Source organism: Mycobacterium sp. MYCO198283, from assembly GCF_021213805.1.
GTDB lineage: Bacteria > Actinomycetota > Actinomycetes > Mycobacteriales > Mycobacteriaceae > Mycobacterium.
The window spans coordinates 47,570-59,992 of sequence record NZ_JAJQJI010000008.1 but is presented as its reverse complement, the minus strand read 5'-3'; the positions used below and the strand labels follow the sequence as shown (position 1 = coordinate 59,992).

Sequence of the window (12,423 nt, the reverse complement as noted above, 5' to 3'; positions counted from 1 at the left end):
TGCTCGACGCCACCGACACGAACCGGTCGCGACGGCCTATCGATCCCCAGCCGCCGGTTCGTCCACAGCCCGGCGCATTCAGCTCGACATCCGCTGACCGACCTGCGTCGTCACCGCAACCGCCAACTCGCGCATCGCCGGCACCGCGTCGACGAGCGCTCGCACGCCGTCTTCGGAGATCTCGCCCAGCGCGGCGACGAGCGTTCCGGCAATGGCCTTCTCGATCACGTCCCGCTCGTCGAGGGCCTTGGCCGTCGGCCGAAGCAGCGTCACCCGGCCGTCGGTGGGACTCGGCTGTTTGTCGACCAGCCCGCGATTCACGAGCACCCGCACCGCGGCGCTGACATTGCTCGACTGCATCGACAGCGCCGCGGCGACGTCGGAGACGCTGCCGCCGGGCGTCATCATCACCGCGCGCAGCACCGCCAGCTCGGTCGCCGGCAGCGGGTCGATACCGACCTGCGCCGGCCCGAAGCGCGCGACGCGCCAGGACAGGTCGTGCAGTGCCAGCGCGAGCTCGTGCAGCGTCGGCGAGGACGTGACGGTCATGACATATTTTGACATATATATCTGGACATACCTAATGTTGGCGTATGCCCGACCGTGAGGACGTCAAGCCCACCCACACTCCCGGTACGCCGCCGTCGGCCTGGTTGATCCTGGTGCTCGCGCTGCTCAACGCCGTCGCACCGTTCTCGATCGACATGTACCTCTCCGCCTTCCCCGAGATGGCGACGGAGTTCGGGACGTCGGCGTCGATGATCCAGCTGACGCTCACCACGTTCCTGGTCGGCCTCGCCACCGGACAGCTCGTGATCGGCTCGCTGTCGGACCGCTTCGGCCGGCGCCGCCCGCTCATCATCGGCACCGCGGCCTGCCTGCTGGTGAGCCTGGGATGCACGTTGGCGCCGTCCATCGGGCTGCTGACCGTGCTGCGGTTCGCGCAGGGGTTCTGCGGCGCCGCCGGCGTCGTCATCGCCCGCGCCGTGATCGCCGATCGCGCCCGGGGGTCGGCCGCGGCTCGGCTGTTCGCCGTCATGATGGGCATCAGCGTGCTGGCGCCGATCACCGCCCCGGTCCTCGGCGGCCTGATCGTCACCGGCTTCGGCTGGCGGGCGGTGTTCGCCGCGCTGGCCGTCATGAACCTCGTGATGCTGCTCGGCGTCGTCCTCGCCGTCGACGAATCGCTGCCCGAGGAGCGGCGGCGGCCCGGCGGCCTGCGGGCTCTCGCGGCCAACACCCGCAGCGTGCTCACCAACCGCCACTACCTCGGCTACACGCTGACCATGGCGTTCACGGCCGCGGCGATGTTCGCCTACATCGCGGCATCGCCGTTCGTGCTGCAGAACGTCCTCGGGTTCTCGCCGGCGACCTACTCGCTGACCTTCGGCGCGTGCGCGCTCGCGGTCGGCGTGGGCAGCGCCATCTCCGCGCGGCTGGTCCGCACCGTGGCGCCCCGTCGCGTGCTGACGGCCGGCGTGACCGGCGTCCTCGCGGTCACCGCGGCGATGCTGCTCGACGTCACCGTCGGCGGCGTGGTCGGCTGGCTCACCATCGCGTTGATGGCGTCCTTCATGGGCTGCGTCGGCTTCGTCTACGCCAACGCCACGGCGCTGGCGACCGGCGAGGTCCGCCACGCCGCGGGCACCGGCTCGGCGGTGCTGGGCTTCCTGCAGTACGGCATGGGGGCCGTCACGCCGCCGCTGGTCGGCCTGGCCGGGCAGCACAGCGCGCTCCCGATGGGCGTGGTCATGTTCTCCGCCGCAGTCGTGGCGGGCCTGGCGCTGTTCGGCCTCACCCGCGGCCACGTCCCCGCCGCCGACGACGACGAGCCGGTGGCGCCCGAACTGGCGGTCACCGGGTCGGCAGGTGACACCGCGAACCGGTGATCACTCCGGCAGCCGCAGCTCCGGCTTCTCGACCTCTTCGATGTTGACGTCCTTGAAGGTGATGACGCGGACCTGCTTGACGAAGCGGGCGGGCCGGTACATGTCCCACACCCAGGCGTCGGCGAGCCGCAGCTCGAAGTAGACCTCGCCGTCGGCGTTGCGCGGCACCATCTCGACGCTGTTGGCGAGGTAGAAGCGGCGCTCGGTCTCCACGACGTAGCTGAACTGCCCGACGATGTCCTTGTACTCGCGGTAGAGCGAGAGCTCCATCTCGGTTTCGTACTTCTCGAGATCTTCGGCACTCATGAACTCGCCGCCGTCCTTCGCTCGGTGTGCTTCATCTTCCCCCACCTCGGTCTCGCCCACTGGCCGGCGGCCGGATCACACACCGGTGCCGCCCGGCGCACGTTGATGAACGAGTACCGGTGCTGGCTGCAGGGCCCGAGCGCGGCCAGCGCCGCGGAGTGCGCCGGCGTGCTGTACCCCTTGTGCTCGGCGAACCCGTAGCCCGGGAAGTCGCCGTCCATCGCGACCATCAGCCGGTCGCGGCTGACCTTCGCCAGCACGCTCGCGGCGGCGATGCAGGCCGCGGCCGCGTCGCCGCCGATCACCGGCAGCGACGGCATCGGCAGCCCCGGCACCGGGAAGCCGTCCGACAGCACATACCCCGGCCGCACCGAGAGCCCGGCGACCGCCCGGCGCATGCCCTCGATGTTGGCGACGTGCACGCCGCGCCGGTCGACCTCCTCCGACGGCACGAACACCACGTGATAGGCCAGCGCGTAGCGGCGGATCAACGGGAACAGCGCCTCCCGGGACGCCTCGGTGAGCTTCTTCGAATCGTCGAGGTCGGCCAGGCTCGACAGCCGGTTCGGCCCGAGGACACACGCGGCGACCACGAGCGGCCCCGCGCAGGCGCCGCGGCCCACCTCGTCGACCCCGGCGACCGGTCCGAGGCCGCTGCGGTACAGCGCTGACTCGAGCGTGCGCAGCCCCGATGATCTGCGGATCACGGTGCGCGGCGGCCAGGCGGCACCCATCGGTCAGGCACCCTGCTGCGGGTTGACCGAATCCACACCGCCCCACCGCCCCGGCGGCCAGGCGATGAACCGCGCCTTCCCGATCACGTTCTCGACGGGCACGGTGCCCGACTCGGGATCGCCGGTGCAGGCGATGCCGCGGTCCATGCCGTCGCGCGGGCTCGCGCAGTGCGCGCGGGAGTCCGCCGAGTGTGTGCGGTTGTCGCCCATCACCCACAGCCGGCCGTCGGGCACCGTCACGGGACCGAACTGCGGCCCCAGGCACGGCAGCTCCATGGCGGACACGCCCATGGTCTCCGGATCGAGGTACGGCTCGTCGAGCCGGGCGCCGTCGACGGTGAGCCCGGTGTCGTTGCGACACTGCACGGTTTGACCGCCGACCGCGATGACCCGTTTGACCAGGTCGTTCTCGTCGGGCGGCACGAAGCCGACCACCGACAGCGCGTTCTGCAGCCAGCGGATGGCCGGATTGTCCGACCGGATCGACTGGTAGCCGCGATTCCAGACGGGCGGCCCCTTGAAGACGACGACGTCGCCGGGCCGCGGTTCGCCGAACCGGTAGGTGACCTTGTCGACCATGATGCGATCACCCACACAGCCCGAGCAGCCGTGCAGCGTCGGCTCCATCGACTCCGACGGGATGAGGTACGGCCGGGCGACGAACGTGAGCATCACGTAATACAGCCCGACGGCCAGCACCACGAGGACGGCGAACTCGCGGGCCGCGGACTTCCGTTTCCGGCGGGGCGCCTCTTCGCCGGTGGCGTCCGCAACGTCCTCCCCGGCGGGTCGCTCGTCCTCAGCCGGTGGGTTCGTGTCCGTCACGGCATCAGCGTAGCCAGCCGCGGACGGCCGGCCACGGTCAGCGCTTCTCCTTGATCTTGGCCTTCTTGCCACGGAGCTCGCGCAGGTAGTACAGCTTGGCGCGGCGCACGTCGCCGCGCGTCACGACCTCGATGCGGTCGATGTTCGGCGAATGCACCGGGAAGGTGCGCTCGACGCCGACGCCGTAGCTCTCCTTGCGTACGGTGAAGGTCTCGCGGACGCCGCCGCCCTGCCGGCGCAGCACCGCACCCTTGAACACCTGGATGCGCTGCTTGTTGCCCTCGATGACCTTTACGTGGACATTGACGGTGTCACCCGGGCCGAAGGTCGGGATGTCGTCGCGCAGCGACGTCTGGTCGACGAAGTCCAGCGTGTTCATCGGTGACACTTCCTTGCGGTCGCGGCTCCGGGCACACGGACGCTGATCGCGAGCCGGCAGCCGGGCCGATGGATTGTGGCAACTGGTGGCCCCGCGTCACGCAGCCGACGACCGGCCGCGCTCGGGGCAACTGCTCAAGTGTGCCAGACCGGGCACTCGGTCGTGAAATCGGCGACGGCGCGGCGGACGGCATGCGCCGAGGTTGGCTGACCGGCGAACTGGGTAGCTCGACTAACATCGCCCGTGCCGCCGGCAGGCGATACCCTGAGCCCAGTCCCCTCCAGGCGTCGACGACGCGCCGTCTGCGACTACCGAAAACGTCCAGGAGAGTCATGCGAATCGTGCCGTCGGCACTGGTCACCCCCCTCGCCGCGACGGTGTGCGCGCTGCTGGTGGCCGGATGCGTCGGGCAGAGCCACGGCGAGCCCGGCGCAGCGGACGACGCCGACCAGCGCCCGGCGGTGCCGATGTCGGCGCCCGCCGTGCCCGCGACCCCGCCGGAACCGGCGGTCAACGGCTTCGACGGCCTGGCGGCGCGGACACAGCAGGCCACCGCCGACGCGACCGCCGCCGGCGCCAGCCTGTCGATCGCGGTGATGGACCGCACCTCCGGCCAGACCGTGTCCAACGGCAACAACCGCCAGTACCCCATCGCGTCGGTCGTGAAGCTGTTCATCGCCGACGACCTGCTCCTGCAGGCGTCGAGGGGCGAGACGACGTTGTCGCCTGCCGACCGACAGGCCCTCGACGTGATGCTGCGGTCCTCCGACGACAGCGCCGCGCAGACGTTCTGGGATCGCAGCGGCGGCAACGCCGTCATCTCCCGCGTCGCCGCCCGGTACGGGCTGTCGGAGACCAGGGCGCCGTACAACGGGCACTGGGATCTCACGCTCAGCACCACCGGCGACCTCGTCCGGTACTACGACATGCTGCTCGACGGCAGCGGCGGGCTGCCGGCCGAACAGGTCAACGTGATCGTCGGGAACCTCGCGCAGTCGACGCCGACCGGTTTGGACGGCTACCCGCAGCGCTTCGGAATCCCCGAAGGGCTCTACGCCGAGCCGGTGGCGGTGAAGCAGGGCTGGTTCTGCTGCTGGAACGGCAGCAACCAGCTACACATGTCCACCGGCATCATCGGAGCCGACCGCCGCTACGTGATGGCGATGGGCTCACTGCAGCCGGTCGACGAGGACGCGGCGCGCGCGCAGCTGACGCAGGCGGTCAAGACGATGTTCCCCGCAGGGCGGATCTAGGCGTCCGCGTCGCCCAGCAGCTCGGGGCGACGCTCCCGGGTCCGCCGCAGCGACTGTTCGCGGCGCCACGCCGCAACGCGGGCGTGGTCGCCCGACAACAGCACGTCGGGCACGTCGCGTCCCCGCCAGCGCTTCGGCCGGGTGTAGCTGGGCCCCTCCAGCAGGCCGTCGGAGTGCGAATCGTGCTGCGCCGAGGCCGGATTGCCGAGCACGTCGGGCAGGAGCCGCACCACCGCCTCGACCATGACCAGGGTCGCCGACTCGCCGCCCGTCAGCACGTAGTCGCCGATCGACACCTCCTCGACGCGCATCCGCGTGGCGGCGTCGTCGACCACCCGCTGGTCGATCCCCTCGTAGCGGCCGCAGGCGAACACCAGGTGCTGCTCGGCGCTCCAGCGCTTCGCGTCGGCCTGGGTGAACAGCCGCCCGGCCGGGGTCGGCACCACGAGCAGGGTGTCGGGCGTACAGATCTCGTCGAGCGCGGCGCCCCACACCGGCGCCGTCATCACCATGCCCGGCCCGCCGCCGTAAGGCGCGTCGTCGACGGAGTGGTGCACGTCGTGGGTCCAGCGGCGCAGGTCGTGCACCGCCAGGTCGACGATGCCGGACGCGATCGCCTTGCCCGGCAACGACTCCCGCAGCGGGTCGAGGTAGGCGGGGAAGATGGTGACGACATCTATGCGCACAGCGGTCTTCAGATTTCCAGCAGGCCCTCGGGCGGATCGATCTCGATCAGGCGGTCCGCCAACGACACCGAGGTGACGATCGCGCTGACGAACGGCACGAGCACCTCCCGGTCGCCGGTGTGCACGGCGAGCAATTCACCGCCGGCGGTGTGCAGCACCTCGGTGACATTCCCCACCGCCACCCCGGCGACCGTGCGGACCGCCAGCCCCTGCAGGTCGTGGTCGTAGAACTCGTCGGGCTCGTCGAGGGCGGGCAGTTCGGCCGAGTCGATCAGGAACAGCGTGCCGCGCAGCGCGTCGGCGGCGTCCCGGTCGGCGACCCCGTCGAGCCGCAGCAGCAGCCGGCCGCCGTGCTCCCGCACCGACACGATGCGGAACTCCCGTTCGGCGCCGCCACGGGACGGCCGGCCCCGCAGCGCGGCACCGGGGGCGAACCGAAGGTCGGGATCGTCGGTGCGCACGTCGACCACCATCTCACCGGCGACGCCGTGCGCTTTGGCGACCCGACCGACAACCAGGTCCATCGGGGGAGCTACTGGTCCGTGTCCACGACGTCGACGCGGATCCCACGGCCGCCGATACCGGCGACCAGCGTGCGCAGCGCCGTGGCGGTGCGGCCGCCGCGGCCGATCACCTTGCCGAGATCGTCGGGGTGCACGTGCACCTCGACCGTGCGCCCGCGACGGTTGGTCACCATGTCGACGCGGACGTCGTCAGGATTGTCGACGATGCCGCGGACCAGATGCTCGACGGCGTCGACCACGACGGAGCTCATGGGGCTCAGCTCTCCTGCGAAGCGGTGGCCTCGGCGTCGGCCGGCGCGTCAGCAGCCGCGGCGCCGGCCTTCTTGGCGGGCTTCTTCTTGGGCGTGGTGGCCGCGGTGGCCGGGCCGCCCTCGGCCTCGGCGAGCGCCGCGTTGAACAATTCGAGTTTGCTCGGCTTGGGCTCGGCGACCTTGAGCGTGCCCTCGGCGCCCGGCAGGCCCTTGAACTTCTGCCAATCGCCGGTGATCTTCAGCAGCTTGAGGACGGGCTCGGTGGGCTGGGCGCCGACCGACAGCCAGTACTGCGCGCGCTCGGAGTCGATCTCGATGAGACTCGGCTCTTCCTTCGGGTGGTAGCGACCGATGACCTCGATGGAACGCCCGTCGCGGCGGGTGCGCGCGTCGGCGACGGCGATGCGGTACTGCGGATTGCGGATCTTGCCGAGCCGCGTCAGTTTGATCTTGACAGCCATGGAACAACTACTCCTCGGGAGGTGTCACGCGGCAATTCGGCGATGCGGGCGGATTGCCCGATCCGGTTTTGCCTCGCGCGGGTCTGACCGCAGGCGGCCGTGGCCGGGCTGCGGACAACGGTCGATTCTGCCAGAACCGGCCTGCACTTCCGAAATCGTGCGGGCGCTACAGCAGCTTGTCGAAGCAGCGCACCTCGACGCGGCGGGCGATGCGCCAGCCGGCGTCGGTGCGGACGAACTCGTCGTCGTACCAGATGCCGACGAACAGGATCTGCCGCTGCTCGGCGTCGAACACCATCGGGTTGAAGCAGATGGTCCGCGCTGTCGCGGCGTTCCCGGTGACCCGGATGTCGAAATTGCCCAGCATGTGCGAGTACGCCGGGAAGTTCGGCAGCACCTCGGCGAGCCACGCCTTGACCTCGGGGTAGGCGCCCTGCGTGCCGCCGGTCGCGCGGTAGTCGATGTAGGCGTCGGGGGTGAACACCTGGTCGAGGTCGTCGAAGCGGCGCGAGTCGATGGCGGTCGAGTAGTCGACCATCAGCTGCTGGATCTCCAGGCGGTCGGAGATCTCGGCGAGGCTCAGCATCACCCGATTGAACAGGTGTGCTCTCGGCGCGCACCGGGCGGGCTAAGCTTCCCCGCCATGCGGAGGTTCCTTGCCGCGGGGGTGGCGCTGCTGGTCGGGCTCGTCGTTCTCGCACCGAACGCCGGCGCCGACCCGGAGGTGGCGGTGCCCGCCGCCGCCGTCCCCCCGGACGGTCCGGCGCAGGCGTGGATCGTCGCCGACATGGACACCGGGCAGGTGCTCGCCGGGCGCAACCAGGACGGCCACTACGCGCCGGCCAGCACCATCAAGACGCTGCTGGCGCAGGTGGTGCTCGACGAGCTGCCGCTCGACGCCACGGTCGTCGGCGAGGTGGCCGACACGCGGGTCGAGTGCAACTGCGCGGGGATTGCGCCGGGCCGTACCTACACGACGCGGCAGTTGCTCGACGGCCTGCTGCTCGTCTCGGGTAACGACGCCGCGAACACGCTGGCGCGCATGCTCGGCGGCCCCGACGCCGCGGTGACGAAGATGAACGCGAAAGCGGCGGCCATCGGCGCCCACGGCACCCATGCGGGCAGCCCGTCGGGCATCGACGGCCCGGGCATCGCGATGTGGTCCTCGCCGCACGACCTGGCGGTGATCTTCCGGTCGGCGATGAGCTATCCGGTGTTCGCCGAGATCGTCGCGCAGCCGACGGCGGTGTTCCCAACCAAGACCGGGGACACGGTCCTGGTGAACCAGAACGAGATGATGCACCGCTACCCCGGGATGCTGGGCGGCAAGACCGGCTACACCGACCTGGCCCGCAAGACCTACGTCGGCGCCGCGCAGCGCGGCGGGCACCGGCTGGTCGTCGCGCTGATGTACGGGCTGGTGAAAGAGGGCGGTCCGACCTACTGGGATCAGGCGGCCGCGCTGCTCGACTGGGGTTTCGCGCAGGACGGCCGCACCGCAACCGGCACCCTCTGACCCGCCGAGATCGAACCGCGTCCTGACCGGCGTCGAGCGGTGACCCGCCGCCGATAGCGTTCGCGCTCGTGCGCACTCGCCTGGCCGCGATGGCCGTGTCGGTCGCACTCCTGGTCACGCCGGCGCCCGGGACGGCGGTCGCGACGGCGCAACCGGCCCCCGAACCCGTCCGCGCCGCCAGCGCGCCGCCCGACGGACCCGCGAAGGCGTGGCTGCTCGCCGACCTCGACAGCGGCGCCGTCCTCGCCGGCCGCGACGCGAACGGCTCCTACGCGCCGGCCAGCACGATCAAGGTGCTGCTGGCGATGGTGGTGCTGGACGCGCTGCCGCCCGCCGCGTGGGCGCGGGCGAACGCCAGCCACGACGACGTGGAATGTTCCTGCGTCGGGCTGCAGCCGGGCCAGGTGTACACCACCCGCCAGCTGCTCGACGGGCTGCTGTTGGTGTCGGGCAACGACGCCGCCACCATGCCTGGCCGACATGCTCGGCGGGCAGCGTGCGGCGGTCGCACGGATGAACGCCAAGGCTGCGTCGCTCGGTGCCCGCGCGACGCGCGCATCGTCGCCGTCCGGGCTGGACGGCCCCGGTCGGGAGTCGCTGACGACGCCGCACGACCTGGCGGTGATCTTCCGTGCGGCGCTGCGCTATCCGCTGATCGGCCAGATCATGCGCCAGCCGTCGGCGCCGTTCCCCGGCAAGACGCTCACCAATCAGAATGACCTCATCGAGTACTACCCCGGGGCGCTCGGCGGCAAGACCGGCTACACCAACCTCGCGCAGCACACCTACGTCGGCGCCGCCGCCCGCAACGGCCGCCGGCTGGTGGTGGTGCTGATGCACGGCAACGGCGACATGTGGAGCCAGCTCACCGGCCTGCTCGACTGGGGCTTCAGTCGGCCGCGCTGAACACGCGACCGCGCAGCACCACCAGGTCCGGGCGGTTGACGACACCGGCGCCGCCGCGCGGATCGTCGCGATAGCAGACCAGGTCGGCGGGAGCGCCGTCGGCGAGCGCCGGCCGTCCCAGCCAGTCCCGCGCATCCCAGCACGCGGCGCCCAGCGCGTCGGTCGCCGACATGCCGATGCCGCGCAGGGCGTCGATCTCGTCGCCGATGCGGCCGTGGGCGATCATGCCGCCGGCGTCGGTGCCCGCGAAGACCGGTACGCCCGCATCGTGCGCGGCGGCGACCCGGCCGCGGCTGCGGGCGTACAGGTCCCGCATGTGGGCGGCGTAGGTGGGGTACTTGCCGGCCGCGTCGGCGATGCCGGGGAAGTTCTCGACGTTGATCAGCGTCGGCACCAGCGCCGTGCCGTGTGCCAGCATCAGGGAGATCGTGTCGTCGGTGAGCCCGGTGCCGTGTTCGATGCAGTCGATGCCCGCGCCGATCAGCCCCGGCAGCGCGTCCTCCCCGAACACGTGCGCCGTCACGCGGGCGCCTTCGGCGTGCGCGGCGTCGATGGCGGCGCGCAGCACGTCGTCGGACCACAGCGGCGCGAGATCGCCCACCGACCGGTCGATCCAGTCCCCCACCAGCTTCACCCAGCCGTCGCCGCGCCGCGCCTGCTGGGCCACCGCCGCGGGCAGCTGCGATTCGTCCTCGATGTCGATCGGCAGGCCGGGGAGGTAGCGCTTCGGTCTCGCGAGGTGCCGGCCGGCCCGGATGATCCGGGGCAGGTCCTCGCGGTCGTCGAGGCTGCGGGTGTCGATCGGGGACCCGCAGTCGCGCAGCAGCAGCGCGCCGTGATCGCGTTCGGTCTCGGCCTGCGCGACGGCCTCGTCGAGGCTCGTCGGTCCGCCCGGCCCGAGCCCGACGTGGCAGTGCGCGTCGACCAGCCCGGGCAGAATCCAGCCGCCGTCCCACACGGTGTCGGCGCCCGCGACGGGTTCGGCGCGCAGCACACCGCCCGATCGATGCTCTTCGCGCGAGCGCTCATCGACGACCCACCACTCGACCGGCTCGCCGTCGGGCAGCCCCCGGCCGCGCAGGTGCAGGCGCACGCGCTACTTCTTGCCGGGGAAATTCAGCTTCGACAGGTCGAAATCGGCCAGCCCCGGCGGCAGTTCGTCGAGGCCCTTCGGCATCGCCGACAGGTCCGGGAAGCCGGCGGGCATGTTGGCGCCGAGCGGTCCCCGCACCTTCGGCGGCGTCGGGCCGCGCCCGCCCTTTTTCCCTTTGCCGCCCTTGCCCTTGCCCTTGGCCTGCTTGCGGGTGGCGCTCTTGCCGCGGCCGAACGGCAGGCCCATTTGCCCGGCCATCTGAGACATCATCTTGCGGGCCTCGAAGAAGCGGTCGACGAGCTGGTTGACTTCGGCGACCGTGACACCCGAGCCGTTGGCGATGCGCAGCCGCCGCGAGGCGTTGATGATCTTCGGGTCGGCCCGCTCGGCGGGCGTCATGCCGCGGATGATGGCCTGCACGCGGTCGAGTTGTTTGTCGTCGACCGCGGCCAGCGCGTCCTTCATCTGCCCGGCGCCGGGCAGCATGCCCAGCAGGTTGCCGATGGGCCCCATCTTGCGGATCGCGAGCATCTGCTCGAGGAAGTCCTCGAGCGTCAGCTCGCCGCTGCCGATCTTGGCGGCCGTCGCCTCGGCCTGCTCGGCGTCGAAGACCTGCTCGGCCTGCTCGATGAGGCTCAGCACGTCGCCCATGCCCAGGATGCGGCTCGCCATCCGGTCGGGGTGGAAGACGTCGAAGTCGTCGAGTTTCTCGCCGGTGGACGCGAACAGGATCGGGACGCCGGTGACCTCGCGCACCGACAGCGCGGCGCCGCCGCGGGCGTCGCCGTCGAGCTTGGTGAGCACCACACCGGTGAAGCCGACGCCCTCGCGGAACGCCTCGGCGGTGGTGACGGCGTCCTGGCCGATCATCGCGTCGACGACGAACAGCACCTCGTCGGGGTCGACGGCGTCGCGGATCGCGGCGGCCTGCGCCATCAGCTCCTCGTCGATGCCGAGGCGGCCCGCGGTGTCGACGATGACGACGTCGTACAGCTTGTTGCGGGCCTCGGCCAGCCCGGCGGCGGCCACCGCGACCGGATCGCCCGGTCCCGCCAGCTCCGACCCTTCGGGCGACGTGCCGGGGTGCGGCGCGAACGTCGCCACCCCGGCACGCTCACCGACGATGCGCAGCTGGTTGACGGCGCCGGGCCGCTGCAGGTCGCACGCCACCAGCAGCGGCGTGTGTCCCTGTCCCTTCAGCCATTTCGCGAGCTTGCCGGCCAGCGTGGTCTTGCCGGCGCCCTGCAGGCCGGCGAGCATGATGACCGTCGGCGGGGTCTTGGCGTAGGCCAGGGTGCGGGTCTGACCGCCGAGGATGCCGACGAGCTCCTCGTTGACGATCTTGACGACCTGCTGCGCCGGGTTCAGCGCGCCCGACACCTCGGCGCCCTTGGCGCGCTCCTTGACCCGCGCGATGAAGGACCGCACCACGGGCAGCGAGACGTCGGCCTCCAGCAGCGCCACCCGGATCTCGCGCGCGGTGGCGTCGATGTCGGCGTCGGTGAGCCGGCCCTTGCCGCGCAGCCCCGCGAGGGCGCCTGTCAGCCTGTCGGACAGCGATTCGAACACCCGGCCAGCCTAGTGGGACCCCGTCCGCCGC

General features: G+C 71.4%; 15 protein-coding genes and 1 pseudogene. 4 read left to right on the top strand and 12 right to left on the bottom strand.

What is annotated here, in order from left to right; all coding sequences use genetic code 11:
• Positions 1–78 precede the first annotated feature (78 nt).
• On the bottom strand, positions 79–549 hold the full coding sequence (locus LV457_RS15835) for a MarR family winged helix-turn-helix transcriptional regulator (protein ID WP_232172253.1): 471 nt from the start codon (positions 547–549) through the stop codon (positions 79–81).
• Positions 550–593: 44 nt separating this feature from the next.
• On the opposite strand from LV457_RS15835, the gene LV457_RS15830 reads away from it, so the two are divergent.
• Positions 594–1,889 carry a multidrug effflux MFS transporter gene (locus tag LV457_RS15830; protein ID WP_232172252.1) on the top strand — a complete coding sequence of 432 codons (1,296 nt, stop codon included), beginning with the start codon at positions 594–596 and terminating at the stop codon, positions 1,887–1,889.
• Here the strand turns inward: LV457_RS15830 and LV457_RS15825 are convergent, their stop codons facing one another.
• The 4 genes from LV457_RS15825 to rplS are packed head-to-tail and all read right to left on the bottom strand — an operon-like array spanning position 1,890 to position 4,133.
• Positions 1,890–2,195 carry a DUF2469 domain-containing protein gene (locus LV457_RS15825; RefSeq protein WP_066983311.1) on the bottom strand — a complete coding sequence of 102 codons (306 nt, stop codon included), beginning with the start codon at positions 2,193–2,195 and terminating at the stop codon, positions 1,890–1,892.
• Complete coding sequence (locus tag LV457_RS15820; protein WP_374198871.1) at positions 2,192–2,929, bottom strand: ribonuclease HII; 738 nt, start codon at positions 2,927–2,929, stop codon at positions 2,192–2,194. Before LV457_RS15820 ends, LV457_RS15825 begins: the two co-directional genes overlap by 4 nt.
• 3 nt (positions 2,930–2,932) lie before the next feature.
• Positions 2,933–3,826 (bottom strand): signal peptidase I, encoded by an 894-nt coding sequence (lepB, locus tag LV457_RS15815; protein ID WP_374198870.1) that lies wholly within the window; start codon positions 3,824–3,826, stop codon positions 2,933–2,935.
• The gene (gene rplS, locus LV457_RS15810) at positions 3,792–4,133 is read right to left on the bottom strand and encodes a 50S ribosomal protein L19 (RefSeq protein WP_232172250.1); all 342 of its coding nucleotides are present in this window, start codon (positions 4,131–4,133) and stop codon (positions 3,792–3,794) included. The genes lepB and rplS overlap by 35 nt, the downstream gene beginning before the upstream one ends.
• Before the next feature lie 332 nt (positions 4,134–4,465).
• Between rplS and LV457_RS15805 the strand changes: the two genes are divergently transcribed.
• Positions 4,466–5,386: a serine hydrolase gene (locus LV457_RS15805; protein ID WP_232172249.1), complete on the top strand. Its 921-nt coding sequence runs from the start codon at positions 4,466–4,468 to the stop codon at positions 5,384–5,386.
• Here the strand turns inward: LV457_RS15805 and trmD are convergent.
• The 5 genes from trmD to LV457_RS15780 all read right to left on the bottom strand — a co-directional run bounded on the left by trmD (position 5,383) and on the right by LV457_RS15780 (position 7,894).
• The gene (trmD, locus tag LV457_RS15800; protein ID WP_232172247.1) at positions 5,383–6,072 is read right to left on the bottom strand and encodes a tRNA (guanosine(37)-N1)-methyltransferase TrmD; all 690 of its coding nucleotides are present in this window, start codon (positions 6,070–6,072) and stop codon (positions 5,383–5,385) included. The two genes, LV457_RS15805 and trmD, sit on opposite strands and share 4 nt — an antisense overlap.
• A gap of 8 nt (positions 6,073–6,080) precedes the next feature.
• On the bottom strand, positions 6,081–6,596 hold the full coding sequence (rimM, locus tag LV457_RS15795) for a ribosome maturation factor RimM (protein ID WP_232172245.1): 516 nt from the start codon (positions 6,594–6,596) through the stop codon (positions 6,081–6,083).
• Between the two features lie 8 nt (positions 6,597–6,604).
• Positions 6,605–6,847 carry an RNA-binding protein gene (locus LV457_RS15790; RefSeq protein WP_003928628.1) on the bottom strand — a complete coding sequence of 81 codons (243 nt, stop codon included), beginning with the start codon at positions 6,845–6,847 and terminating at the stop codon, positions 6,605–6,607.
• A 5-nt stretch (positions 6,848–6,852) separates the two neighbouring features.
• Entirely contained in the window at positions 6,853–7,308 is a 456-nt protein-coding gene (rpsP, locus tag LV457_RS15785; RefSeq protein ID WP_232172243.1) for a 30S ribosomal protein S16, read from the bottom strand.
• 166 nt (positions 7,309–7,474) lie between these two features.
• Positions 7,475–7,894 carry a nuclear transport factor 2 family protein gene (locus LV457_RS15780; protein ID WP_232172241.1) on the bottom strand — a complete coding sequence of 140 codons (420 nt, stop codon included), beginning with the start codon at positions 7,892–7,894 and terminating at the stop codon, positions 7,475–7,477.
• Between the two features lie 57 nt (positions 7,895–7,951).
• On the opposite strand from LV457_RS15780, the gene LV457_RS15775 reads away from it, so the two are divergent.
• A complete protein-coding gene (locus tag LV457_RS15775; protein WP_232172240.1) occupies positions 7,952–8,824 on the top strand; it encodes a D-alanyl-D-alanine carboxypeptidase family protein in 873 nt (290 codons plus the stop codon).
• Between the two features lie 89 nt (positions 8,825–8,913).
• Positions 8,914–9,730 (top strand): annotated as a pseudogene (locus LV457_RS15770) (D-alanyl-D-alanine carboxypeptidase family protein).
• Here the strand turns inward: LV457_RS15770 and LV457_RS15765 are convergent.
• Both LV457_RS15765 and ffh read right to left on the bottom strand, forming a co-directional pair.
• Positions 9,714–10,823, bottom strand: a complete 1,110-nt coding sequence (locus tag LV457_RS15765) for an amidohydrolase family protein (protein ID WP_232172238.1) — start codon at positions 10,821–10,823, stop codon at positions 9,714–9,716. The pseudogene LV457_RS15770 and the gene LV457_RS15765 overlap by 17 nt on opposite strands.
• A gap of 3 nt (positions 10,824–10,826) precedes the next feature.
• On the bottom strand, positions 10,827–12,392 hold the full coding sequence (ffh, locus tag LV457_RS15760; protein ID WP_232172236.1) for a signal recognition particle protein: 1,566 nt from the start codon (positions 12,390–12,392) through the stop codon (positions 10,827–10,829).
• Positions 12,393–12,423 lie beyond the last annotated feature (31 nt).

Coding starts and splice junctions, on each gene's coding strand:
- LV457_RS15835 (WP_232172253.1), bottom strand. CDS start 549: ATGACCGTCACGTCCTCGCCGACGCTGCACGAGCTCGCGCTGGCACTG.
- LV457_RS15830 (WP_232172252.1), top strand. CDS start 594: ATGCCCGACCGTGAGGACGTCAAGCCCACCCACACTCCCGGTACGCCG.
- LV457_RS15825 (WP_066983311.1), bottom strand. CDS start 2,195: ATGAGTGCCGAAGATCTCGAGAAGTACGAAACCGAGATGGAGCTCTCG.
- LV457_RS15820 (WP_374198871.1), bottom strand. CDS start 2,929: ATGGGTGCCGCCTGGCCGCCGCGCACCGTGATCCGCAGATCATCGGGG.
- rplS (WP_232172250.1), bottom strand. CDS start 4,133: ATGAACACGCTGGACTTCGTCGACCAGACGTCGCTGCGCGACGACATC.
- LV457_RS15805 (WP_232172249.1), top strand. CDS start 4,466: ATGCGAATCGTGCCGTCGGCACTGGTCACCCCCCTCGCCGCGACGGTG.
- rimM (WP_232172245.1), bottom strand. CDS start 6,596: ATGGACCTGGTTGTCGGTCGGGTCGCCAAAGCGCACGGCGTCGCCGGT.
- LV457_RS15790 (WP_003928628.1), bottom strand. CDS start 6,847: ATGAGCTCCGTCGTGGTCGACGCCGTCGAGCATCTGGTCCGCGGCATC.
- rpsP (WP_232172243.1), bottom strand. CDS start 7,308: ATGGCTGTCAAGATCAAACTGACGCGGCTCGGCAAGATCCGCAATCCG.
- LV457_RS15780 (WP_232172241.1), bottom strand. CDS start 7,894: ATGCTGAGCCTCGCCGAGATCTCCGACCGCCTGGAGATCCAGCAGCTG.
- LV457_RS15775 (WP_232172240.1), top strand. CDS start 7,952: ATGCGGAGGTTCCTTGCCGCGGGGGTGGCGCTGCTGGTCGGGCTCGTC.